The organism is Streptomyces sp. NPDC046716 (assembly GCF_040645755.1).
GTDB lineage: Bacteria > Actinomycetota > Actinomycetes > Streptomycetales > Streptomycetaceae > Streptomyces.
Window position 1 is genome coordinate 1 of record NZ_JBEYYU010000054.1, and the last position, 21,770, is coordinate 21,770.

The 21,770-nt window shown below is 72.4% G+C and carries 22 protein-coding genes; 13 read left to right on the forward strand and 9 right to left on the reverse strand.

The features are described from left to right. Window positions 1-129 precede the first annotated feature (129 nt). Genes ABZ930_RS31530 through ABZ930_RS31540 form a run of 3 tightly spaced genes read right to left on the reverse strand, consistent with a single transcriptional unit; the run spans window position 130 to window position 3,636 of the window. The gene (locus ABZ930_RS31530; protein ID WP_361555330.1) at window positions 130-1,023 is read right to left on the reverse strand and encodes an ABC transporter permease; all 894 of its coding nucleotides are present in this window, start codon (window positions 1,021-1,023) and stop codon (window positions 130-132) included. Next, the gene (locus tag ABZ930_RS31535; protein WP_361555333.1) at window positions 1,023-2,057 is read right to left on the reverse strand and encodes an ABC transporter permease; all 1,035 of its coding nucleotides are present in this window, start codon (window positions 2,055-2,057) and stop codon (window positions 1,023-1,025) included. Before ABZ930_RS31535 ends, ABZ930_RS31530 begins: the two co-directional genes overlap by 1 nt. Further along, window positions 2,038-3,636 carry an ABC transporter substrate-binding protein gene (locus ABZ930_RS31540; protein ID WP_361555336.1) on the reverse strand — a complete coding sequence of 533 codons (1,599 nt, stop codon included), beginning with the start codon at window positions 3,634-3,636 and terminating at the stop codon, window positions 2,038-2,040. The genes ABZ930_RS31535 and ABZ930_RS31540 overlap by 20 nt, the downstream gene beginning before the upstream one ends. A 209-nt stretch (window positions 3,637-3,845) precedes the next feature. Between ABZ930_RS31540 and ABZ930_RS31545 the strand changes: the two genes are divergently transcribed. From ABZ930_RS31545 to ABZ930_RS31575, 7 genes are all read left to right on the forward strand, one after another. Further along, on the forward strand, window positions 3,846-4,661 hold the full coding sequence (locus ABZ930_RS31545; protein WP_361555339.1) for an IclR family transcriptional regulator: 816 nt from the start codon (window positions 3,846-3,848) through the stop codon (window positions 4,659-4,661). Window positions 4,662-4,871: 210 nt separating this feature from the next. Next, on the forward strand, window positions 4,872-5,759 hold the full coding sequence (locus tag ABZ930_RS31550) for a 3-keto-5-aminohexanoate cleavage protein (protein ID WP_361555342.1): 888 nt from the start codon (window positions 4,872-4,874) through the stop codon (window positions 5,757-5,759). Window positions 5,760-5,785: 26 nt separating this feature from the next. Continuing rightward, window positions 5,786-6,754: a 3-hydroxyacyl-CoA dehydrogenase NAD-binding domain-containing protein gene (locus ABZ930_RS31555; RefSeq protein WP_361555345.1), complete on the forward strand. Its 969-nt coding sequence runs from the start codon at window positions 5,786-5,788 to the stop codon at window positions 6,752-6,754. Further along, window positions 6,751-7,200: a thioesterase family protein gene (locus ABZ930_RS31560; RefSeq protein WP_361555348.1), complete on the forward strand. Its 450-nt coding sequence runs from the start codon at window positions 6,751-6,753 to the stop codon at window positions 7,198-7,200. The genes ABZ930_RS31555 and ABZ930_RS31560 overlap by 4 nt, the downstream gene beginning before the upstream one ends. 42 nt (window positions 7,201-7,242) lie before the next feature. Then, complete coding sequence (locus ABZ930_RS31565; RefSeq protein ID WP_361555351.1) at window positions 7,243-7,671, forward strand: GNAT family N-acetyltransferase; 429 nt, start codon at window positions 7,243-7,245, stop codon at window positions 7,669-7,671. A gap of 208 nt (window positions 7,672-7,879) precedes the next feature. After that, complete coding sequence (locus ABZ930_RS31570) at window positions 7,880-9,217, forward strand: hemolysin family protein (protein WP_361555354.1); 1,338 nt, start codon at window positions 7,880-7,882, stop codon at window positions 9,215-9,217. Then, window positions 9,214-10,227, forward strand: coding sequence for a hemolysin family protein (locus ABZ930_RS31575; RefSeq protein ID WP_361555357.1), 1,014 nt, complete (start codon window positions 9,214-9,216; stop codon window positions 10,225-10,227). Before ABZ930_RS31570 ends, ABZ930_RS31575 begins: the two co-directional genes overlap by 4 nt. Window positions 10,228-10,256: 29 nt before the next feature. Here the strand turns inward: ABZ930_RS31575 and ABZ930_RS31580 are convergent, their stop codons facing one another. After that, window positions 10,257-10,523 (reverse strand): holin, encoded by a 267-nt coding sequence (locus ABZ930_RS31580; RefSeq protein ID WP_361555360.1) that lies wholly within the window; start codon window positions 10,521-10,523, stop codon window positions 10,257-10,259. A 141-nt stretch (window positions 10,524-10,664) separates the two neighbouring features. Between ABZ930_RS31580 and ABZ930_RS31585 the strand changes: the two genes are divergently transcribed. After that, window positions 10,665-11,501, forward strand: a complete 837-nt coding sequence (locus ABZ930_RS31585; RefSeq protein WP_361555363.1) for an SGNH/GDSL hydrolase family protein — start codon at window positions 10,665-10,667, stop codon at window positions 11,499-11,501. Window positions 11,502-11,520: 19 nt separating this feature from the next. On the opposite strand, the gene ABZ930_RS31590 is transcribed toward ABZ930_RS31585, so the two are convergent. Beyond that, complete coding sequence (locus ABZ930_RS31590; protein ID WP_361555470.1) at window positions 11,521-12,855, reverse strand: M1 family metallopeptidase; 1,335 nt, start codon at window positions 12,853-12,855, stop codon at window positions 11,521-11,523. Window positions 12,856-13,073: 218 nt separating this feature from the next. Between ABZ930_RS31590 and purB the strand changes: the two genes are divergently transcribed. Further along, complete coding sequence (purB, locus tag ABZ930_RS31595) at window positions 13,074-14,513, forward strand: adenylosuccinate lyase (protein WP_361555366.1); 1,440 nt, start codon at window positions 13,074-13,076, stop codon at window positions 14,511-14,513. Then, entirely contained in the window at window positions 14,510-15,070 is a 561-nt protein-coding gene (gene mug / locus ABZ930_RS31600) for a G/U mismatch-specific DNA glycosylase (RefSeq protein ID WP_361555473.1), read from the forward strand. The genes purB and mug overlap by 4 nt, the downstream gene beginning before the upstream one ends. 2 nt (window positions 15,071-15,072) lie before the next feature. On the opposite strand, the gene ABZ930_RS31605 is transcribed toward mug, so the two are convergent. The 4 genes from ABZ930_RS31605 to ABZ930_RS31620 all read right to left on the reverse strand — a co-directional run bounded on the left by ABZ930_RS31605 (window position 15,073) and on the right by ABZ930_RS31620 (window position 18,383). Further along, window positions 15,073-15,885: an SAM-dependent methyltransferase gene (locus tag ABZ930_RS31605; RefSeq protein WP_361555369.1), complete on the reverse strand. Its 813-nt coding sequence runs from the start codon at window positions 15,883-15,885 to the stop codon at window positions 15,073-15,075. 328 nt (window positions 15,886-16,213) lie between these two features. Continuing rightward, window positions 16,214-16,633, reverse strand: coding sequence for a hypothetical protein (locus tag ABZ930_RS31610; protein WP_361555372.1), 420 nt, complete (start codon window positions 16,631-16,633; stop codon window positions 16,214-16,216). 44 nt (window positions 16,634-16,677) lie between these two features. After that, window positions 16,678-17,457 carry an ABC transporter permease gene (locus ABZ930_RS31615; RefSeq protein ID WP_361555375.1) on the reverse strand — a complete coding sequence of 260 codons (780 nt, stop codon included), beginning with the start codon at window positions 17,455-17,457 and terminating at the stop codon, window positions 16,678-16,680. 2 nt (window positions 17,458-17,459) lie between these two features. Further along, window positions 17,460-18,383 (reverse strand): ATP-binding cassette domain-containing protein, encoded by a 924-nt coding sequence (locus tag ABZ930_RS31620; protein WP_361555378.1) that lies wholly within the window; start codon window positions 18,381-18,383, stop codon window positions 17,460-17,462. 108 nt (window positions 18,384-18,491) lie between these two features. Between ABZ930_RS31620 and ABZ930_RS31625 the strand changes: the two genes are divergently transcribed. From ABZ930_RS31625 to ABZ930_RS31635, 3 genes are all read left to right on the forward strand, one after another. Next, window positions 18,492-19,709, forward strand: coding sequence for a histidine kinase (locus ABZ930_RS31625; protein WP_361555381.1), 1,218 nt, complete (start codon window positions 18,492-18,494; stop codon window positions 19,707-19,709). 14 nt (window positions 19,710-19,723) lie between these two features. Then, window positions 19,724-20,374, forward strand: a complete 651-nt coding sequence (locus ABZ930_RS31630) for a response regulator transcription factor (protein ID WP_361555384.1) — start codon at window positions 19,724-19,726, stop codon at window positions 20,372-20,374. Between the two features lie 131 nt (window positions 20,375-20,505). Then, the gene (locus ABZ930_RS31635) at window positions 20,506-21,663 is read left to right on the forward strand and encodes an ROK family protein (RefSeq protein ID WP_361555386.1); all 1,158 of its coding nucleotides are present in this window, start codon (window positions 20,506-20,508) and stop codon (window positions 21,661-21,663) included. Window positions 21,664-21,770: the final 107 nt, after the last annotated feature.

The following is a 21,770-nucleotide window of genomic DNA, read 5'->3' on the forward strand; positions in this document are numbered from 1 at the left end:
CGCGGCCCAGCCGGCCCCCCTGAAAGCGAGCTCCGCTCGCTCCAGGGGAAGCTGCGCGCAGCGCATGCTTCAGGGGCGCGGGGAACTGCGCGAGAAGCCACACCGGGCCGCACCCGGCCACGGTCCCCCTCACGCCCCGGCCCCCTTGTCGGACCCGGCCGCCGCGCGGGCGATGCCGTCGGCGATCAGGTTCGTGCCCAGGGCGAGCACGGCGATGGCGACGACGGGCGCCAGGATCGCCCACGGCTGGACGGCGAGGGCCAGCCGGTTCTCGTTGATCATCAGGCCCCAGTCGGCGGCGCTGGGATCGGAGGCGAAGCCGAGGAAGCCGATGGAGGCGACCAGGCCGACCGAGTAGGTGAGCCGCAGGCCGAGTTCGGCGAGGAGCGGGGCCGACATGTTCGGCAGCAACTCGCGGAAGAGGATCCGGGTGCGCTTCTCGCCGAGCGCCTCGGCGGACTGGACGAACTCACGGGTCGCGAGGCCGGTCGTCATGCCCCGGGTGAGGCGGGCGACGCGCGGCGCGTGCGAGACGCCGACGACGAGGACGACCAGCCAGCGCTTGGGTCCGGCCACCGAAAGCAGCACCAGGACCAGGACGATCTGGGGGAAGGCGAGGATCACGTCGCAGATCCGCATGATGACCTCGTCGAGCCAGCCGCGCGCGTATCCGGCGACGAGTCCGGCGGCGACGCCGAGCACCATGCCGAGGACGGTGGCGGAGACGGCGGTGACGACGACCCAGTTGCCGCCCGCGAGGAGCCGGCTCCACACGTCCTGGCCGAGATAGTCGGTGCCGAGCAGCGCGCCGGGCGCGGCGTCCGAGTAGGGGGCGCCGACGATGTCGTTCTCGCCGTGCGGGGAGAACAGCGGGCCGAGGAAGGCGATGCCCACGATGACGACGGTGAGCACGAGGCCGACCCAGGTGCGGCCGGAGGCGAGCGCGCCGCGCAACCGGAACTTGCGGGCCGCGGGGTCCGCCCCGGTCGGCTCGGTGTTGGTGTCGAGAACGGCGGTGGCCATCACCGCACCCCCGTCCGGAGTTTGGGTGTCACGAGGATGGTCAGGACGTCGGCGATCAGGTTCACGACGACGTAGACGGCGGCGATCAGCAGGGCGAGTGCCTGGATCACCGGGACGTCGCGGTTGCGTACGGCGTCGACCAGGGCGGTGCCGATGCCGGGGTAGAGGAACAGGCTCTCCACCACGACGACTCCCCCGGCGAGCCAGGCGAGTTGCAGCGCCATGACCTGGATGGCGGGGACGACGGCGTTGCCGAGGGCGTGCCGGGCGACGGCGCGGCGCTCGGGGACTCCCTTGAGCCGGGCCATCTCGACGTAGTCGCTCTCCAGGACCTCGATGAGGCTGGCGCGCAGGATCCTGGCGACGTACGGGACGACCGCCAGGGTGAGGGTCGCCACCGGCAGGATCATGACGACGGGGTCGGTCCAGGGGCTGCCGGCCCAGGAGACCGCCACGGACGGCAGCCAGGTGAAGACGACCGTGGAGAAGAGGGTGACGAGGAGGATGCCGATCACGAACTCGGGGAGCGCGGCGGTGCCGAGCAGCGCGACCTGGATGACGTGGTCGACGGCGGTGTCGCGGCGGCGGGCCGAGTAGAGGGCGACGAGCGCCGACAGCGGGGCGATGACGACGGCCGACAGGGCGACGAGTACGGCGCTGTTGAGGATCTTCCCGCCGATGAGGGCGGAGACCGGTCCCTTGGTGGCGAGGGAGGTGCCGAAGTCGCCGGTGAGCACTCCGCCGAGCCAGGAGAAGTACTGGTGCACGGCCGACTGGTCGAGGCCGAGCTCGGAGCGGAGCGCGGCCAGGCGTTCGGGGGTGGCCGAGCGGCCGAGGATGGCCTCGGCCGGGTCGCCGAGCAGGTGCGTGGCGGTGAACACCAGCAGGGAGATCAGCCAGAGGGTGAGTACCGCCATGCCGACGCGGCGCAGCGTCCACAGGGTCCAGGTGCGTATGGGGCTGGGGGCGTCGTCGCGGTGGATGGACCCGTCCGCCGCGGGGACCGCCGCCGCCTCAGTCGCTGATCGAGACATTGCGGAACTCGTAGTTGGAGAGGGGGAGGTTGGCGTTCGGGGTGAAGCCGGTGACGTTGGCCGCGTAGGCGTCCACCTGGTTCTTGAACCCCCAGACGATGTGCCCGCCGCGGTCGTACTCGATCTTCTGGGCGGCCTGGAGCAGTTCCTTGCGTTTGTCGGCGTCGAATTCGCTTCTGGCCCGGGCCATGAGGCTGTTGAACTCCGGATCGTTCCAGTGGGTTTCGTTGTACGGGGAGGACTTCAGGGAGCCGGAGTCCACCTGCGGGACGTAGTTCCGGGTGATCCAGTAGTCCTGGGCGAGCGGCCAGCTGAGGTAGCGGTCGCCGTAGAAGGTCGCGGCGTCGGTGATGCGGACGTCGACCTTGACGCCGGCGCCCTTGGCCTGCTGCGCGAAGAGCTGGGCCGCCTCGATGGAGCCGGCGCCGATGCCGGAGGAGGTGACGAGCTCCACGCTGAGGTTCTCGTGCCCGGCGGCCTTGAGGAGCGACCTCGCGCGGCCCAGGTCCTGGTGGCGCTGGGGCAGTTGACTCGCGTAGGCGACGTCGAGCGGCGCGTACATGTCGTTGCCGACGCGGCCCTGGCCGCCGAGCGCCTGGTCGACCATCTGCGGCCGGTCGACGATGAGCCGGAGGGCCTGGCGGACCCGGACGTCGTCGAAGGGGGCGGTGTCGACGCGCATCGTGATGGGGTTCCAGGAGCCGGTCTTCGAGATCAGCACCTGCCCGCCCTGGTTCTTGATCATGTCGATGTAGGCGGGCGGCAGGTTGTCGATGGCGTCGAGCTGTCTGCTCAGCAGTGCGTTGATCTTCGCGGTGTCGTCGGCGAAGTCGAGGATGACGATCTCGTCGAGGTACGCGGGCCGCCGCCAGTAGTCGGCGAACCGCTTGAAGGTGGACCGGTCGCCGGGCTTGAAGGACTGGTACGTGAACGGCCCGGTGCCGACGGGGCGCTTGAGGTCGAAGTCCTCGGGGATGACGCCGAGCGTGTACTGGGCGAGCAAATCCTCGAACAGGGCGTACGGGGTCTTCAGCGGGATCCGCACCGTGGTGGCGTTCTCCCGCTTCAGGCCCTTCGCGTCGAGCATCGCGAGGCTGCCGGCGCCGGCGGTGGGCGCCTTGGGGTCGACGACGCGGCGCAGGGTCGCGATGACATCGTTGGCATCGAGCGTCTTGCCGTTGTGGAACTCGATCCCCTTGCGCAGCTTCACCACCCAGGTCTTGCCGTCCTTCGACGATTCGAGGGACTCGGCGAGCAGCGGCTTGATGCGGTACTCGGCGTCGTGCGTGAAGAGCGGCTCGAAGAGGTTCACGACGCGCGACTGGTCGGGGTAGGTCAGCGGGCTGTGCGGGTCGAGGCTGTCCTTGGCGCTGCCGCCGCTGACGCCGACGCGCAGCACGCCGCCGCGCTGGGGCTTCCCGTTCGAGGCGGCGACGCTGGGCCGCGAGCAGGCGCTCAGCAGGCCCGCGGCCGGGACGGTGCCGGCGAGCAGGGCGCCGCCGCGCAGCACGCCGCGGCGGCTCAGCCCGCGGGACCTGACCCGGGAATCGTCGCCGGGCGGAGAAACACTGTCGGACATGGTGGGGCCTCGCCTCCAGATCACAAGACGTGCGTGACGTTCACATGGCGCGATCGCCGCTCGGATGCTGAGAACATAGGTACGGCCGTGAGGGAGGTCAAGTGAGGAAGATCCAGGTCGCAGGCCGTGCGCCTGCGCTCCTGCCCACGTTGAACACTTGTATTCCCCCGCATGAATATCCGGGCGAGAGAGCCGAGGGACAGATACCTATGCCGAACACACGGCACAGCACGGACGACAGTGAATCCGCCCAGGTCAGCGAGGGTGCGAGCCCTTCGGGCAAGGTCCAGTCCCTGGAGCGCGCGATCACCTTGCTGCGGGCGACGGCGGACAGCGCGCCGGACGGCGACACCGCCACGAATCTCGCCGCCCGCTGCGCGCTGAACCGGGCGACGGCCTGGCGGCTCCTTTCGACCATGGAGCAGTTCGGCCTGGTGGAGCGGAGCCCGGTCACCCACCGCTACACGATCGGCTTCGAGGTGGCCCGGATGGCGTCGGTCGCCGGGTACGACGGGCTGATCCGGCGCGCGCACGGCACGCTGCGCCGGGTCAGCGAGCAGACCGGCGAGACGGCCGACCTCGCGGTGGTGCAGCAGCTCGGGCTCACCTATGTCGACGAGGTGACGCCGCCGGTGGTGCTCAGCGCCAAGTGGCTCGGCCGGCAGGTGCCGCTGCACGCCACGTCCACCGGCAAGGCCCTGCTGGCCTGGCTGCCCGAGGAGGAGGGGGACGCCCTGCTCGGCGACGCGCTGGAGGCGTACACGGACACGACGATCACCGACCGGCGACGGCTGCGGGCCGATCTGGAGCGGACCCGGGAGCGCGGCTACAGCGTCTGCGTGGGCGAGATGGAACGCAGCCTGTACGGGGTCTCCGCGCCGGTGCTCGGCAGCCGGGGCCGGCCGTTCGCGGTGGTCAGCATCTGGGGTCCGCACGACCGGGTGCCGGAGTCGCGGTTCGAGACCCTCGGGCCGCTCGCGCGGGCCGCGGCGGAGGAGATCGCGCGGGCCACGGAGACGCTCTGACACCCATCTCGGAGGCATGTCCCGGCGTTCATTTCGTGCGACGGTCGCTCGCATCATGAAACACGGGACTTGAGATGGGCGCCGGTCCGCGGTTACGGTCGTGACGTCCCGACCCCGAGCCGCCCGCCGCCTTTTCCGGCGAACCCCCTGAGCGGCGAACCTCTTTCCGTCGCCCGCCCGCCTCCCTCCCGAGAGGAACCGACGCGACCCATGAACCAGGACGTCATCATCACCTGCGCCCTCACCGGCGCCGGTGACACCGTGCGCAAGAGCCCCCACGTCCCCGTCACCCCCGAGCAGATCGCCGCCTCCGCGGTGCAGGCCGCCGAGGCCGGTGCCGCCGCGGTCCACATCCACGTACGCGATCCGGAGACCGGCGCGCCGTCGCGCGATCCGCGGCTGTACCGCGAGGTCGTCGAGCGCATCAAGGAGACCGGCACCGACGTCGTCATCAACCTCACCGCCGGCATGGGCGGCGACCTGGTCGTCGACCCCGACGAGCCGCTGCGGCACCTTCCCGGCACCGATCTCGTCGGCGGCCTGGAGCGGCTGCCGCACGTCGAGCAACTGCTGCCGGACATCTGCACCCTGGACTGCGGATCGCTGAACTTCGGCGACGGCTCGAACCTCTACATCTCCACGCCCGACATGCTGCGGGCCGGTGCCAAGCGCATCCAGGAACTGGGCGTGCGCCCCGAGTTGGAGATCTTCGACACCGGACACCTCTGGTTCGCCAAGCAGTTGCTCGCCGAGGGGCTGCTCGACGACCCGACCGTCTTCCAGCTCTGCATGGGCGTCCCGTGGGGCGCGCCCGCCGATCCCGGGGTGCTCCAGTCGATGGTCAACATGCTGCCCGAGGGCGCGCAGTGGGCCAGTTTCGCGCTCGGCCGGATGCAGATGCCGTGGGTGGCGCAGTCCGTCCTGCTCGGCGGGCACGTCCGCGTCGGCCTGGAGGACAACCTCTATCTCGGCAAGGGCGTCAAGGCCACCAACGCCCAACTGGTGGAGCGCGCCGTGACGCTCGTCGAGGCGATGGGCGCCCGGGTCGCCACGCCCGACGAGGCCCGCCTCAAGCTGGGCCTCAAGCCCCGCAGTTGAGCACCGCCCATCCCAAGGAGCCTTCCGTGAACATCCCGAAGAGGACCTCCCCCGAGACCGTGCGCCGGGTCGCCTGCGTAGGCGCCGGAGTGATCGGCGGCGGCTGGGTCGCCCATTTCCTCGGCCGCGGCTACGACGTCACCGCGTGGGATCCGGCGCCGGACGCCGAGGCCCGGCTGCGCCGCCTGGTCGACGCGGCCTGGCCCGCCCTGGAGCAGCTGGGACTCGCTCCCGGCGCGTCGCCGGACCGGCTGACCGTCACCGCCACCCTCGAAGAGGCCGTCGCGGACGCCGAGTTCGTGCAGGAGAGCGCGCCCGAGAAGCTGGAGCTGAAGCGCGAGCTGCTCGCGAAGCTGGACGCCGCGACCCCCGCCGGAGTCGTCATCGCCTCCTCCACCTCCGGCTATCCGATGACGGACATGCAGACGACGGCGGCCGCTCCGGGCCGTCTCGTCGTCGGGCATCCCTTCAATCCGCCCTACCTCATACCGCTCGTCGAGGTGGCGGGCGGTGAGCACACCGACGCGGACGCCGTGAGCTGGCTGTCCCGCTTCTACGAGAGCGCGGGCAAGTCCGTGATCACCATGGACCGGGAGGTCCCCGGCTTCATCGCCAACCGCCTCCAGGAGGCCCTGTGGCGCGAGGCCCTGCACATGGTGGCGAACGGCGAGGCGACGGTCGCCGACATCGACCGGTCCATCACCGAGGGGCCGGGGCTGCGCTGGGCGGTCATGGGGCCGATGCTCACGTTCGCCCTGGCGGGCGGCGAGGGCGGCATGGCCCACATGCTCGACCACTTCGGGCCGTCCCTGAAGTCCCCGTGGACCCGGCTCGAGGCCCCGGACCTCGACAAGGAGCTGTACGACGCCGTGGTCTCCGGCTGCGAAGACGCCGCAGGCGGGCGCACCGTCGCCGACCTGGTCGGCGAGCGCGACCGAGGTGTCATCGCCGTCCTGCGCGCCACCGGCCGACTGCCCGGGACCGGTGACGCGTGAGCGGCCTCCCCCTGTTCCACGAGACCGTGCGGCCGGAGTGGATCGACTACAACGGCCACATGAGCGAGGCGTTCTACGTCCTGGTCTTCGGGTTCGCGACCGACGCGCTCATGGACCGTACGGGCGTCGACGCCGCGTACCGCGAGCGGACCGGCTGTTCGATGTACACGGTCGAGTCCCACGTCCGCTACCTGCGGGACGTGCCCGAGGGCACCGCGCTCACGGTACGGACGCGGGTGCTCGGGGCGGCCGGGAAGAAGGTCCGGTTCGCGCACGAGATGTTCGCGGGCGGTCCGGACGCCGTCGCCACCATCGAGCTGCTCGCCCTGTACGTCGATCAGAAGGCGGGCCGGGCGGTCCCCTTCCCCGACGCGCTGCGGGACCGGCTCGCGGCGCTGTCGGAACCGGCGCCGCCGTGGGCGGGACGGTCGGTCACCGGCCCCTGAAAACCATTGCGGCACACGGCCCCGCCTGATTGCCTACGCGCCATGAACGATCTCCGAATCCGGTCCGCCGCCCCCACCGACCTCGACGCCGTGCTCGCCTTCTGGAAGACGGCCGCAGAGGGCACCAGCATCAGTGACGACCGGGCGGGCGTGGAGCGCCTGGTCGCCCGCGACCACGAGGCGCTGCTGCTCGCCGAGCGGGACGGAGAGCTGGTGGGGACGGTGATCGCCGGATTCGACGGCTGGCGCTGCCATCTGTACCGGCTCGCCGTCCACCCCGACGCACGCCGGCAGGGCATCGGATCGGCGCTGCTCGCGGCGGCCGAGGAGCGGTTCCTCGCGCTCGGCGGGCGGCGCGGCGACGCGATGGTCCTGGACCGCAACGACCAGGCGCACCACGCGTGGCAGGCCGCCGGCTACGCGCCCGAGCCGCAGTGGACGCGGTGGGTCAAGCCGCTGACCGAGCGGTAGCCGGAGCGGGGGCGGACCGTCGCTTTGCCGGTCCTTTACCATGGGCATGTGCCTCGCGCTCTGCGAGGCACACCAAGATCTCCCTCGAAAGGTGTGAGCGTCCGCCCATGGGCGAGCCTCCCAGTACCCGGTCCCTTCCCCTGCACGGTCCCCGAGACCGCGCGCCGCAGCCGTCCCTGGCCGATCATGGGACGGAGGTGACGACCCGATGACGACCGAAGTGCTCCTGCTCGCCGTGGCAGTCCTGCTCTCGCTGATCTGTGGCGCCTTCGTGGCCGCGGAGTTCTCGCTCACCACCGTCGAGCGCGGCGACCTCGAGGACGCCGTCGAGCGGGGCGAGCGCGGTGCCGCCGGCGCCCTGAAGGCCGCGCGCAACCTCACCTTCCAGCTCTCGGGCGCCCAGCTCGGCATCACCGTCACCAACCTGGTCGTCGGCATGCTCGCCGAGCCGTCCATCGCCAAGCTCATCGCGGGGCCCCTCGAAGCCGTCGGCATCCCGAAGAGCGCGTCGTCGTCGGTGGCGCTGGTGCTGGGCACCGCGCTGTCGACCGTGTTCCTGATGGTCGTCGGTGAACTGGTGCCGAAGAACTGGGCCATCTCGTCCCCGCTGGCGGTCGCCAAGCGGGTGGCGACGCCGCAGCGCTGGTTCAGCGCGGTCTTCCGGCCGTTCATCACGCACCTCAACAACACCGCGAACCGGCTCGTGCGCCGCTTCGGCATCGAGCCGACCGAGGAGCTGGCCTCCGCGCGCGGTCCGCAGGAGCTGATGGCCCTGGCCCGCCACTCCGCGAAGGAGGGCGCGCTGGAGGCGGACACCGCCGAGCTGTTCGTGCGCACCCTGAACCTGGCCGACCTGACCGCGGAGAACGTGATGACGCCGCGCGTCCAGGTCGTCGCCCTCGACGTGCAGGCCACCTGCGAGGACGTGGCGAACGCGACCCGCGCGACCGGGCTGTCCCGCTTCCCCGTCTTCCGCGGCAACCTCGACACCGTCGTCGGCATCGTCCACATCAAGGACGTTCTCGCGGTGCCCGCCGGGCAGCGCGCCCGCAAGGGCGTGTCCGAGCTGCTGCGCGAACCGCTCCTGGTGCCCGAGACGCTCTCCGTCGACCAGCTCCTCGACCGGCTGTCCGGCAAGCGCACCATGGCCGTGGTCATCGACGAGTACGGCGGCACGGCCGGTGTGGCCACGCTGGAGGACATCGTCGAAGAGGTCGTCGGCGAGGTGCGGGACGAGCACGACCCGCACGAGACGCCCGACATCGCGGCCGCCGGCGCGGACGCCGAGGGCCGGACCGTGTACTCGGCCGACGGCGCCGCCCGCACCGACCAGCTCGCCCGCGTCGGACTGCGCGCGCCCGACGGCCCCTACGAGACCCTGGCGGGGCTCGTCGCCACCGAGCTGGGCCGCATCCCCGACATCGGCGACAGTGTCGAGGTCGCCGGGTGGCGGCTCGACGTCGTAGACGCGCACGGACACCGTGCCGCCCGCGTGCTGCTGCACGCCCCGCTCGCCACCGACGCCGTGCGGGAGGACGCCCGATGACCGCGATCCAGCTCCTGATCGGTCTGGCGACCCTCGTCGTCAACGCCTTCTTCGTCGGCGCCGAGTTCGCGCTGATCTCCGTACGCCGCAGCCAGATCGAGCCCCATGCCGAAGAGGGGGACCGCCGGGCGCGCAGCGTCCTGTGGGGTCTGGAGCACGTGTCGGCGCTGCTGGCCGCGGCCCAGCTCGGCATCACGCTGTGCACCCTGGTGCTCGGCATCGTCGCCGAACCGGCCATCGCGCATCTCGTGGAGCCGGTCTTCGACGCCGTCGGTGTGCCGCACGGCCTGGTCCACCCGATCGCGTTCGTGCTCGCGCTGGTCGTGGCGACCTACCTGCACATGCTGCTCGGCGAGATGGTGCCGAAGAACATCTCGCTCGCCGAGCCGGTGCGCTCCGCGCTGCTGCTCGGCCCGCCGCTGGTCGCCCTCGCGCGCGCCCTGCGCCCGGTGATCTTCGCCGTCAACGCCTTCGCGAACGCGCTGCTGAAGCTGCTGCGCGTGGAGACGAAGGACGAGGTCGCGGCGACGTTCTCGGACAGTGAGCTGGCCCGGCTGGTCCGGGACTCCTCGGAGGCCGGCCTGATCGACGACCGCGCGCAGGAGCGGCTGCGCGACGCCCTGGAGCTGGGGCGCCGCCCGGTCAAGGACGTCGTGCTCCCGCTGGAGAAGGTCGTCTACGCGCGCGTGGGCGTCACCCCGGAGCAGTTGGAGCAGCTGTCCGCCGAGTCCGGGTTCTCGCGGTTCCCCGTCGTGGACGAGAGCCGGCGCATCGTCGGTTACCTCCATGTGAAGGACGCGCTGGACGCGATGCCGCGCGATCTCCCGTTCCGGGTTCCGGACATGCGGTCCATCGCGCGGGTGCGCGAGGCGACGCCGCTGGACGACGTGCTGACCGCGATGCGGCGCAGCCGGACGCATGTCGCGGCGGTGCTCGGCGCGGACGGCCGGCTCGCGGGTCTGGTCACCATGGAGGACCTGCTGCGCGAGCTGTTCGGCCAGACCGCCTGAGCGTGTGGTGAGGGAGCGGCGTCGCGGGCTCAGTCCGCGCGCCGTCCCGCCGGCTCCGGCGTGGGGGTCTCCAGCACCCCGGGACCGTGCGGGCCGACGCCCGCGGTGCCGACCGCGGTGAGCACCGCGAGCACCGTGGCCAGGCCCGCGGTGCCGAGGGCCGCCAGCCAGTCGACGTCCAGCAGATTGGTCGCCCCGGCGACCAGGACGGCCGCCAGGGACTGCGCGAAGGTCCTGACGGCGCGCTCGGCGGTGGCCTTCCAGAAGCTCACCGTCCACATGCTGCTCATACCCATGCCACTCTCCCCCGTTCTCTTCCCCGACCCCGGGTCCCGGTGCTCGGGTGCCCCGGTGTTCCCGGCATACCGCGGCTGCCTCCCGCTGCCCAGACCTGCGGCGCGCGCGGCCGGGGAGGCCGGGATAACATCACTGGCGCCATGCAGATGAATGCCAAATACACCAGTCTTGTCGCGGTCGGCGACTCCTTCACCGAGGGCATGTCGGACCTGCTGCCCGACGGCTCCTACCGCGGCTGGGCCGACCTGCTGGCCGAACGGATGGCGGCCGAGGCCCCCGGCTTCCGCTACGCGAACCTGGCGGTGCGCGGCAAGCTCATCCGCCAGATCGTCGACGAGCAGGTCGACGTCGCCGCCGCCCTGAAACCCGACGTCATCACGCTCGTCGGCGGCCTCAACGACACCCTGCGCCCCAAGGTCGACATGGTCCGGGTCCGCGATCTGCTCACCGAGGCCGTCGAGAAGCTCGCGCCCTCCTGCGGGCAACTGGTCCTGATGCGCAGCCCCGGCCGCAACGGCCCGGTCATGGAGCGGTTCCGGCCCCGCATGGAGGAGCTGTTCACGTGCATCGACGACCTCGCGGCCCGGCACGGTGCCGTCGTCGTCGACCTGTACGGGTCCGGCGCCCTCGGTGATCAGCGGCTGTGGGACGTCGACCGGCTGCATCTGACGGCGGAGGGCCACCGCCGGGTCGCCGAGGCGGTCTGGCAGACACTCGGGTACGAGCCCGGGGACGACTGGGGCGCGCCGCTGCCGCCCGCGGTCAGGGCGACCTGGGCGACGCGCCGGGTCAGCGACGCCCGCTTCGCCAGGCAGCACCTGGTCCCGTGGATCGGGCGGCGGCTGACGGGCAGGTCGTCGGGGGACGGCAGGACGGGCGCCCAGTACAGCGCCGAGCTGGGCAGGGCCTTCTGGATCACCCCGGCGGACCCCGCCGACCCCGGCCCCGTGACGGGCTGGCGACGAGCGGAGTCCTGACCCCGGACGCCGGGCCCCGTCACCTGATGCGGTGGGCCTTCCAGAAGGGGGCGAGGTCCTTGTCCGTCAGGGACTGGGCGGCCCGCCGGAAGTCGGCGGTGGTGGAGACGCCGTACCAGTGGTCCCGGGCGTACCGCTTGAGCAGCCGGGCCATGGTGCCGGAGCCGAGTTCGCGTTCCAGATCGGCCAGGGCGCAGGGCCCGGCCGTGTAGACCAGGTGGTAGGTGCCGGGGTGCTGCGACCAGTAGGCCATGGAGCCGGTCAGCGCGGCACCGGCGTCGGGCCACTGAACGTCCGACCAGCAGTCCCGGGTGTCCCAGCCGTAGAAGCGGCCGTTGGCGTACTGCGCGAAACTCTCGTCCAGCCACGGTGCGGAGTACTCGTCGTTGCCGACGATGCCGTACCACCACTGGTGCGCCACCTCGTGGACGGCGGCGCCGCCTTCCTCGGTGGTGCCGAGGACGACGAGGCCGGGATACTCCATGCCGCCGCCGAACCGGCTGGTCATCACGAGGTCGATCTCGCCGTACGGGTAGCGGCCGAACTCCCGGCCGAACCGGTCGAGCGCGGCGACCGCGTCCGCACGGTTGCCGCGCACGCCCGCGGCAGGGGTGTCGGGCGCCCAGTACGACTTCACGAGCACGCCTCCGGGCGTGGTGTCGGTCGCCGTGCGGAACCGGCCCGCCGCCCAGGCGAAGTCCCGCACCCGCTCCGCGACGCCGACCGTGACCGTGCGGCCGGCCCGTCCGGGCAGCGTCCCGGTGCGGCCGGTCGTCGGCACCTTCAGGGACGACGGGTGGTCGAGCCGGACCCGGAAGTCGGCGGCCAGGGCGTAGAAGCTCTCGCCGGCCGACACGTAGGGATCGAGGTGCCACCCCTTCGCGTCGTGCACGGCGAGCACCGGCAGCGCGTTGCCGAGGAAGCGGGAGGCGCCGTCGTGGCCGAAGCGGGCGGTGCGGTCGGGCACGGTGATGGAGACGTCGAAGGCGATGGACGTCCGCTGGTCGCGCGCGAGCGGCTTCGGCAGTGCGACCCGCAGGGCCGTGCAGTTCACGGAGAGGGGGTCCGGGGTGCCGCCGCGCATCGTCGTCACGGTGACGGGAGAGGGCGCGGCGGGCGTACCGCACCGGTCCTCGCCGTTGCCCCACAGGCGGAGGTACACCTCGCGCAGAGGCCGATCGGACCCGTTGCGGAACGACACCCGCTGCCGTCCCGTCCAGTGGGCGCCGTCGGCGTCGGAGCGCAGATCCACGTCGTAGCGGGCGCGATCGGGCGTCGCGGCGGTGGTGGACCGTCCCTGCCCGGACGCCACGCCCGCGTCACTCATGCTGCCGCCCAGTGCCGTCACCAGCATGAGCAGCACGACGAACAGCCGACCACCGGACCTGGGCGAACACCACAATGACGGTGACATGCCAGCGGATACTGCCACATCGCACCGTCCCGGGAACCCACTTGGGCGGAAGTGGGTCCGAGCGCTCCGGATCCCCGGCCCCGGGCCTGTGACCTGTACGTTCCTACATTCGATGGACGGTTCGGAGCCTGTAGGGACGCCCGGTAAACTCCGTACACGTGACTGCGCCTGCAAAGCCCCGTATCCCGAACGTTCTCGCCGGACGCTACGCCTCCGTCGACCTCGCCGTCCTCTGGTCCCCCGAGGAGAAGGTGAAGCTGGAGCGCAAGCTCTGGCTCGCCGTGCTCAAGGCCCAGAAGGACCTCGGGATCGAGGTGCCGGACGCCGCGATCGCCGACTACGAGCGGGTGCTCGACCAGGTGGACCTGGCCTCGATCGCCGAGCGCGAGAAGGTCACGCGGCACGATGTGAAGGCCCGCATCGAGGAGTTCAACGCGCTCGCCGGGCACGAGCAGGTCCACAAGGGCATGACGTCCCGCGACCTGACGGAGAACGTCGAGCAGCTGCAGATCCGGCTCTCCCTGGAGCTGATCCGCGACCGCTCCGTCGCCGTCCTGGCGCGCCTGGGCAAGCTGGCCGGCGAGTACGGCGAGCTGGTCATGGCGGGCCGCTCGCACAACGTCGCCGCGCAGGCCACCACCCTCGGCAAGCGCTTCGCGACCGCCGCCGACGAGCTGCTCGTCGCGTACGGCCGGGTCGAGGAGCTGCTGAACCGCTACCCGCTGCGCGGCATCAAGGGCCCGGTCGGCACCGCGCAGGACATGCTCGACCTGCTCGGCGGCGACGCCGACAAGCTGGCGGACCTGGAGCAGCGGATCGCCGTCCACCTGGGCTTCTCCCAGGCGTTCACCTCCGTCGGCCAGGTCTACCCGCGCTCGCTCGACTACGAGGTCGTGACCTCGCTCGTGCAGCTCGCCGCGGCGCCCTCCTCGCTGGCCAAGACGATCCGCCTGATGGCCGGGCACGAGCTGGTCACCGAGGGCTTCAAGCCGGGCCAGGTCGGCTCGTCCGCGATGCCGCACAAGATGAACACCCGCTCCTGCGAGCGCGTCAACGGCCTCATGGTGATCCTGCGCGGCTACGCGTCGATGACCGGCGAGCTGGCGGGCGACCAGTGGAACGAGGGCGACGTGTCCTGCTCGGTGGTGCGCCGGGTCGCGCTGCCGGACGCGTTCTTCGCGCTCGACGGTCTGCTGGAGACGTTCCTGACGGTGCTCGACGAGTTCGGCGCGTTCCCGGCCGTCGTCGCCCGTGAGCTGGACCGCTACCTGCCGTTCCTCGCCACGACCAAGGTGCTCATGGCGTCGGTGCGCGCGGGCGTCGGCCGCGAGGAGGCCCACGAGGCCATCAAGGAGAACGCCGTCGCCTCCGCTCTCGCCATGCGCGAGCAGGGCGCCGAGCGCAACGAACTGCTCGACAAGCTGGCCGCCGACTCCCGCATCCCGCTGGACCGTGCCGGGCTCGACGAGCTGATGGCGGACAAGCTGTCGTTCACGGGCGCCGCCGCCGGTCAGGTCGGCCAGGTCGTCGGCCGGATCGAGGAGATCGTGAAGCAGCACCCGGACGCCGCCGGCTACACGCCGGGGGCGATCCTCTGACGCGGTTCACCGCGGCGGACCTGGAGGCCGCTCGCGACCGTCCGGTTCCGGACGTCGTCGCGAGCGGCCTTCGCGTGCTGTTCTGCGGGATCAATCCCGGCCTGATGACGGCGGCGACCGGACAGCACTTCGCCCGTCCCGGCAACCGCTTCTGGCCGGTGCTGCACCTGTCCGGCTTCACGCCGCGGCTGCTGAAGCCGGCCGAGCAGGACGAGCTGCTCGGGTACGGGCTCGGCATCACGAACGTCGTGGCACGGGCCACGGCACGCGCGGACGAGCTGAGCGCCGAGGAGTACCGGGAGGGCGGCCGTCTCCTGGCGGAGAAGGTCGCGCGGCTGCGGCCCGAATGGCTCGCGGTGGTGGGCGTGACCGCGTACCGGTCCGCCTTCGGCGAGCCCAGGGCGAGGATCGGGCCGCAGGAGCGCGTGATCGGCGGGGCGCGGGTGTGGGCCCTGCCCAACCCCAGTGGGCTGAACGCGCATTGGACGGCGGCGACGATGGCGGAGGAGTACGCGCGGCTGCGGGAGGCCTCCGCCGGCGCGGCGCCGTCGTCGTAGCGCTACGGCTTGCGTGCCACCACCCCGAACTGGGCGACCAGCGGCCCCTCTTCGGTGCCCTCGGTGCGCCAGCGCGCGCAGGAGACGAGGCCGGGCTCGACCAGGTCCAGGCCGTCGAGGAACGCGCTCACCTCGGCGCCGGTGCGGGCGGTGATCGGCGGCGTCGCGTTCTCGTTCCAGAACTTCATCGCCGCCTCGTTGCCCTCCCCGCCCAGCTCCAGGGTGGGGTGGGTGAGGACCAGGTAGCTGCCGGAGGGGACGGCTGCGACGAGGTCGCGCACGATGGACGTCGCCTTCTCGGTGTCGAGGACGAAGTTCAGGATGCCGAGCAGCATGATCGCCACCGGCTCGTCGAAGTCGAGGGTCCCCTGCGCGGCCTCGATGATCGCCTGCGGGTCGTGGGCGTCGGCGTCGACATAGCTGGTGGCGCCCTGCGCGGAGCTGGTCAGCAGCGCGCGGGCGTGGGTGAGCACGATCGGGTCGTTGTCCACGTAGACCACTCGGGAGTCGGGGGCGATGCGCTGGGCGACCTCGTGCGTGTTCTCCACGGTCGGCAGGCCCGTGCCGACGTCGAGGTACTGCCGGACGCCCGCCTCGCCGGCGAGGAACGTGACGGCGCGGCCGAGGAAGGCGCGGTCGGCGCGGGCGACCTCGCCGATGCTCGGGTACATGGACGTGACCATGTCGCCGACCTGCTCGTCCACCTCGTAGTGGTCCTTGCCGCCCAGCCAGTAGTTCCACACACGGGCGTTGTGCGCGATGTGGGCGGAGATCCGCTGCTCGATCCCTTGCTGCTGCGCGCTGTCGTCGCTCATGTGCTCTCCGTTCCCGCGGTCCTGCCGGGGTGCCGCGTGCGGTGGTGATGAGGGGTGCCGCTGGTGATCAAGATGCCATGGTGGCACGGGAGTTCCTCCCGCGCGTCCCCGGTCCGGCGACTCCCGCCTGTGGTGACTCCCTTCGGTGCCGCTAGGGCCTGTCTTCACACTCCCCTCGTCGCCCGGAGGGCGGCCCTGCGGCGTCTGGTACGTGCTCTCGGCCTGTGCCGGGTGCAGGGCCTCGTACTGAACCTACTCGGCCTGGTGCCCGGTGCGGCGAGAGCGTGTGCCAGGCGTCGCGGGGCAGAGGGGAGTGTGAAGACAGGCCCTAGGGCGGCGCCACATCGGTGACGACGGCCAGGAGTTGGTAGGGCTGGTCGTCTCCCTGGTGGGCCACGGCGAGGGCCACCCACCGCTCGCCGACGCACCACGCGTGCAGTTCCTGGGCGCAGGCGCTGAGCCAGCCCCAGGGCTCGGGCACCACCGCGCCCTGCTCCAGCGCACGGGTGTGCACGCTCCACAGGCTGAACCGGTACGGCGCTCCCCAGCCCTGCGCGAGCAGCGCCGACAGGTCGTCGCGGTCCGTCTCCGCCCGGTCCTCGGCCTCCTCGCGGACCCCGTCGCGCCGGGTCAGCTCCGCCACCGCGTAGCCGGGTCCGGCGAAGCCCGCGCCGGATCTGCCGTGGTCGTCCGGGAAGGGAGCCGCCCACAGCTGGTCGATGATCGCGCACTGCTCCGCGAGGTTCACCGTTCCAGTAAAGCGCCCACCACCGACAACGGACCGGCCGCGCGTCAGGCGTCCCTGCGGCGCACGCTCCACCACCCGGCGAGGACGGCCGCGGCGGCCCACAGCGCGGTCACCGCGAGCCCCGTCCAGGGACCCAGGGAGCCCACGGCGTCCTGGCGGAGGACCTGTTGGCCGGCCCGGTCGGGCAGGTAGTCGGCGGCCGAGCCCGCCACGTCGCCGATCACGAACGGCACGATCAGCAGGAACGGTACGAGGATGCCGAGCACCGCCGCGGCGCTGCGCAGCACGGCGGTCAGGCCCGCCGCGAACAGCGCCATCAGCGCGAGATACACACCGCCCCCGAGGCAGGCCCGCACCGCCCCCGGATCGCCGAGGCTCAGCGCGTCGTCTCCCATGAAGGCCTGTCCGGCGACGAACGCCGTGCAGGTGGTGACCGTACCGACGGCGAACGCGCAGCCGCCGACGACCGCGGTCTTCGCCGCGTAGAAGAGGTCCCGGCGCGGGACGGCGGCGAGGGAGACGCGCAGCGCTCCGTTCAGGAACTCGCAGGAGACGGCGGTGGCGCCGAAGGCGACGGCGGCGATCTGGCCGAAGTTGAGGGCGTAGAAGGCACCGAGGAGGAGGTCGTCACCGCTCTCGACCTCGGACCGGCCGACGGTGGCGAAGACCAGGACCGTGACGCCGACGGTGGCGGCGAACACGGCGATCAGCGAGCCGAGGCTGCCGCGCAGCGACCTGATCTTGATCCACTCGGAGTGCAGCACGGCGGTGAGCGGTACAGGGGTGTGCGGTACAGGGGTGTGCGCTACAGAGGTACTGGACATGGTCACGCCTCCTGGAAGGGCGCCGCGGCGAACTCGGCGTCGCCTGCGGTGAGGGTGAGATAGGCCTGTTCCAACGAGACCTGCTCGTCGGTGAGTTCGAGGACGGGGATGCCGTCGGCGGCGGCGAGGGCGCCGACCTCCGCGGCGAGGGCTCCGTCGACCGTGCAGCGGCCGTCGTCGGCGAGTGTGACGGTGTGGCCGGCACGCGTGAGCACGGCGCGCAGCCGCGCCGGGTCCGTGCTGCGCACCCGGGCCCGGCGGGCGCTGTGGGCGGCGATGAAGTCGGGCATGGGCGTATCGGCGAGCAGCCGGCCGCGGCCCAGGACGACGAGGTGGTCGGCGAAGGTGGCGGTCTCGTTCATGAGGTGGCTGGAGACCAGTACCGTGCGTCCCTCGCGCGCGAGGTCGCGCAGCAACTCCCGGATCCAGACGATGCCTTCGGGGTCGAGTCCGTTGGACGGTTCGTCGAGGAGCACCACCTCGGGATCGCCGAGCAGTGCGGCCGCGATGCCGAGCCGCTGCCGCATGCCGAGCGAGAAGGTCTTCACGCGGCGCTTCGCCACGGCGGCGATACCCGCCTGTTCGAGCACGTCGTCGACGCGGCGCACGGGAAGGCCGTTGCTGACGGCGAGCGCCAGCAGGTGGTCCCGCGCGGTCCGGGCGCCGTGGGCGGCCTGCGGGTCGAGCAGCGCGCCCACGTGGCGCAGCGGTGCGTCGTGCGCCGCGTAGGGGCGGCCGCCGATGAGCACCGTCCCCGAGGTGGGGCGGGCGAGGCCGAGGGCGAGCCGCAGGGTGGTGGACTTCCCGGCGCCGTTCGGGCCGAGGAATCCGGTGACGCGGCCCGGCTCGACGCGGAAGGTCAGCCGGTCCACCGCGCGGGTCGTGCCGTACTCCTTGGTGAGGTCCTGGACGTCGATGCTGGTCATGACGCCAGCCTGGTGGACGGACCGGGGTCGGGTCCTCCCCCGCCGGTGGGGCTCTTCTCCCCCGCCCGGGGGAGCCGCGCGAAGCGGCCCGGCTGACACGATGACCGCATGCGCCGCTTCCCGGGACCGCTGATACGCGCGGTCACTTACACCCGCTGGCTCCATCTGCTGTGCGCGGCGGCGTTCGCGTTCGTGTGCGGCATGGTCTTTCCCGGTCTCTCCTCGCCGAGCCTGCGCGACTGGCTGATCATCTACGCGGTTCCCCTGCCGATCCTCGTGGTGTTCGCCCTGGTTCCGGCGGCCCGGCGCGCGGAGGGCCTGCAGGCGCGGCTGATGCTCTTCCCGGGCAGGCACGCGCGCGTGGCGGGCGACGGCGCGGAGAGCGGGATCTCGGTCGCGCCGTCGGCGTCCTGGCAGGACCGTGGACGGACTGCCGTCTGGCTGGTGCTGCGGCTGTTCCTGGGACTGTCCGTGGCCCTCGCCACCGGGCAACTGATGGCGTTGTCCCTCGAGTTGATCGGGGCCGCCGCGGGACACCCGGCCGGCAGCCTGTCGGTGCTGCCCGCGCCGGACGCGGGCCCGGCGTGCGCGCTGCTCGTCCCGTTGCCCCTGCTCGCCCTGGTGTATCTGGTGGCGGGTGTCGGGTGGGTGCTCACGCGGGCGTCGCTGCGGCTGCTCGGCCCGTCGGCCGCGGAGCGGCTCGCCACCCTGGAGGAGCGCACCGAGCAACTGCTGGAGCGCAATCGCATCGCGCGCGAGCTGCACGACTCCATCGGGCACGCCCTGACGGTGGCGGTGGTGCAGGCCGGTGCGGCGCGGGCGGCGGGCGACCCGGCGTTCACCGAGCGGGCGCTGGACGCCATCGAGGAGACCGGCCGCGCCGCCCTGGAGGATCTGGAACGGGTCCTGCGGGTGCTGCGCGAGGCGGAGCGGCCGGCCGGCAGCCGCCCGACGCTCCAGGAGGCGGACCGGCTGCTCGACTCGGCGCGGGCCTCGGGAGCCGCGGTGGAGGTGGCGGTGGACGGGCCGCTGGAGACGGTGCCGGGTCCGGTGTCCCGCGAGGGCTACCGCATCCTTCAGGAAGCGCTCACGAACGTCCTGCGGCACTGCGGAACCGTCCCGGTCACCGTGGCCCTCCACGTCGCGGACCGGCACCTCGTCCTGGAGGTCCGCAATCCGCTGCCCGCGGCAGGTGCGTCCGGCGACGGCGGTACGGGAAGCGGGCTGCGCGGGGTACGGGAGCGGGCGGCGCTGCTCGGCGGACGGGCCCGCACCGGGCCCCTCGGCGACGAGTGGCAGGTGCACGTCGAACTGCCCGTGGGGTGACCTAGTCTGACGCCGTGCCGCTCACTGTTCTCCTCGTCGACGACGAGCCCCTGGTCCGCGCGGGTCTGCGCGCCGTACTCGAAGCGCAGCCCGACATCACGGTGGTGGGCGAGGCCGCGGACGGCGCGGCCGTGGTGCCCCTGGTGCGCGAGCTGCGGCCGGACGTGGTCGCCATGGATGTCCGGATGCCGCTGCTCGACGGGATCGAGGCCACCCGCGCGGTGCTGCGCGCGGTGCCGGACCCGCCGAAGGTCCTCGTCATCACGACCTTCGAGAACGACGAGTACGTGTACGGGGCGCTGCGCGCGGGCGCCGACGGGTTTCTGCTGAAGCGGGCGCGGCCCGCCGAGATCGTGCACGCCGTGCGGCTCGTCGCGGACGGGGACTCCCTCCTCTTCCCGGCCGCGGTGCGTCGGCTGGCCGCCGAGTACGGGAATCCGGGGGCACGGGCCGCCATGGCGCGCGCGGCGCTCACCGAGCGGGAGTCGGCGGTGCTGCGGCTGATGGCGCGCGGGCTGTCGAACGCGGAGATCGCCACGGATCTCGTCGTCGGCACCGAGACGGTCAAATCCCACGTGAGCGCGGTGCTGGCCAAGCTGGGGGCGCGCGATCGCACCCAGGCGGTGATCGCCGCGTACGAATCCGGTTTCGTCGCGCCGGGCTGACGCCCGGTCCGTCCGTTTCGCCCGGCGCCCGGCTGAGCACCCGCCACCACAGAAGTGCACCCGGCTCTCGCCGCTGCCCGTCTCGACGAGTAGCATCCGGCGGACACGCGCACTAGCTGGGAGGACTGACGTTGGGGCTGCTGACCGGCGGGGATCCTTCTCTGCTCAGGCGGATCAACTCCGCGGTGGTGCTGCACGCGCTGCGGGCCACGGATTTCGCGACGCTCACCGAGATCACCCGGGTGACGGGGCTGTCACGGCCGACCGTCGAGGGCGTGGTCGAGGATCTCATCGGGGCCGGGCTCGTCGTGGAGACGGCGGTCGAGGAGCCGGGCGCACGGCGTCAGGGACGGCCCGCGCGGAAGTTCCGCTTCCGGGCCGAGGCGGGGCATCTGCTCGGTCTGGAGATCGGCCCGCACCGGGTCGCCGCGGTGCTGTCCGCGCTCGACGGCAGGATCATCGGCACGGCCGCCAAGGACGTCGACGAGGCCGCCTCCGCGGAGGAGCGCATCGAGCGGCTGCGCGGGACCGTCGCCGATCTGCTGCGGCGGGCCGGGGTCGCCCGTGGGTCGCTGCGGGCGGTCGGTGTGGGCAGTCCCGGGATCGTGGAGGCCGACGGCACCGTCCGGCTCGGTACGGCGCTGCCGGGGTGGACGGGGCTGCCGCTGGGCGAGCGTCTGCGCCGCTCCTTCAAGTGCCCCGTCATCGTGGAGAACGACGCCAACACCGCGGCCGTGGCCGAGCACTGGAAGGGTGCCGGCGTCGACTCGGACGACATGGTGTTCGTCATGGCCGGGCTCAGCCCGGGGGCCGGTTCGCTGATCGGCGGGCGGCTGCACCGGGGGTACGGGGGTGCCGCCGGGGAGATCGGGGCGCTGCACCTGCTGGGGCGCGGGGTGCGGCCGGAGACGCTGCTGTCGACCACCGACGAGCCGTTGCACCCGCTGGACGAGCAGGCCGTGGCGAAGGTGTTCGCGCTGGCCCGGGAAGGCGACGCGCAGGCCGGCGCCGCCATGGAGCGGTTCATTCAGCGGCTGGTGCACGATGTCGCCGCGCTGGTGCTCGCGCTCGATCCGGAGCTGGTGGTGGTCGGCGGGTGGGCCGCCGGGCTCGACGGGGTGCTCGATCCGTTGCGGCGGGAGTTGGAGCGGTACTGCCTGCGGCCGCCTCGGGTGGCGCTGTCGTTGTTGGGGGAGGCGGCTGTGGCGACCGGTGCGTTGCGCTTGGCGCTGGACCATGTCGAGGAGCAGCTGTTCGCTACCGAGGGGACTGTTACCGCTCGGCGGTGATGGGGCCCGGCCGGGGCTGGGCGCGCAGTTCCCCGCGCCCCTGAGGGGGCGCCTGGCCGTCGTGCCGCTTCAGGGGTCGTCGCGAGCGCGCTGTGTACGTGGCTGGG

Excerpts from the sequence above, each read along its gene's own strand:
- ABZ930_RS31540 (WP_361555336.1), bottom strand. The coding sequence starts at position 3,636 with ATGTCCGACAGTGTTTCTCCGCCCGGCGACGATTCCCGGGTCAGGTCC.
- ABZ930_RS31625 (WP_361555381.1), top strand. The coding sequence starts at position 18,492 with ATGCGCCGCTTCCCGGGACCGCTGATACGCGCGGTCACTTACACCCGC.
- ABZ930_RS31615 (WP_361555375.1), bottom strand. The coding sequence starts at position 17,457 with ATGTCCAGTACCTCTGTAGCGCACACCCCTGTACCGCACACCCCTGTA.
- ABZ930_RS31545 (WP_361555339.1), top strand. The coding sequence starts at position 3,846 with ATGCCGAACACACGGCACAGCACGGACGACAGTGAATCCGCCCAGGTC.
- ABZ930_RS31530 (WP_361555330.1), bottom strand. The coding sequence starts at position 1,023 with ATGGCCACCGCCGTTCTCGACACCAACACCGAGCCGACCGGGGCGGAC.
- ABZ930_RS31580 (WP_361555360.1), bottom strand. The coding sequence starts at position 10,523 with ATGGGTATGAGCAGCATGTGGACGGTGAGCTTCTGGAAGGCCACCGCC.
- ABZ930_RS31535 (WP_361555333.1), bottom strand. The coding sequence starts at position 2,057 with ATGTCTCGATCAGCGACTGAGGCGGCGGCGGTCCCCGCGGCGGACGGG.
- ABZ930_RS31565 (WP_361555351.1), top strand. The coding sequence starts at position 7,243 with ATGAACGATCTCCGAATCCGGTCCGCCGCCCCCACCGACCTCGACGCC.
- ABZ930_RS31570 (WP_361555354.1), top strand. The coding sequence starts at position 7,880 with ATGACGACCGAAGTGCTCCTGCTCGCCGTGGCAGTCCTGCTCTCGCTG.
- ABZ930_RS31590 (WP_361555470.1), bottom strand. The coding sequence starts at position 12,855 with ATGCTGGTGACGGCACTGGGCGGCAGCATGAGTGACGCGGGCGTGGCG.
- ABZ930_RS31575 (WP_361555357.1), top strand. The coding sequence starts at position 9,214 with ATGACCGCGATCCAGCTCCTGATCGGTCTGGCGACCCTCGTCGTCAAC.
- ABZ930_RS31585 (WP_361555363.1), top strand. The coding sequence starts at position 10,665 with ATGCAGATGAATGCCAAATACACCAGTCTTGTCGCGGTCGGCGACTCC.
- ABZ930_RS31605 (WP_361555369.1), bottom strand. The coding sequence starts at position 15,885 with ATGAGCGACGACAGCGCGCAGCAGCAAGGGATCGAGCAGCGGATCTCC.
- ABZ930_RS31550 (WP_361555342.1), top strand. The coding sequence starts at position 4,872 with ATGAACCAGGACGTCATCATCACCTGCGCCCTCACCGGCGCCGGTGAC.
- ABZ930_RS31620 (WP_361555378.1), bottom strand. The coding sequence starts at position 18,383 with ATGACCAGCATCGACGTCCAGGACCTCACCAAGGAGTACGGCACGACC.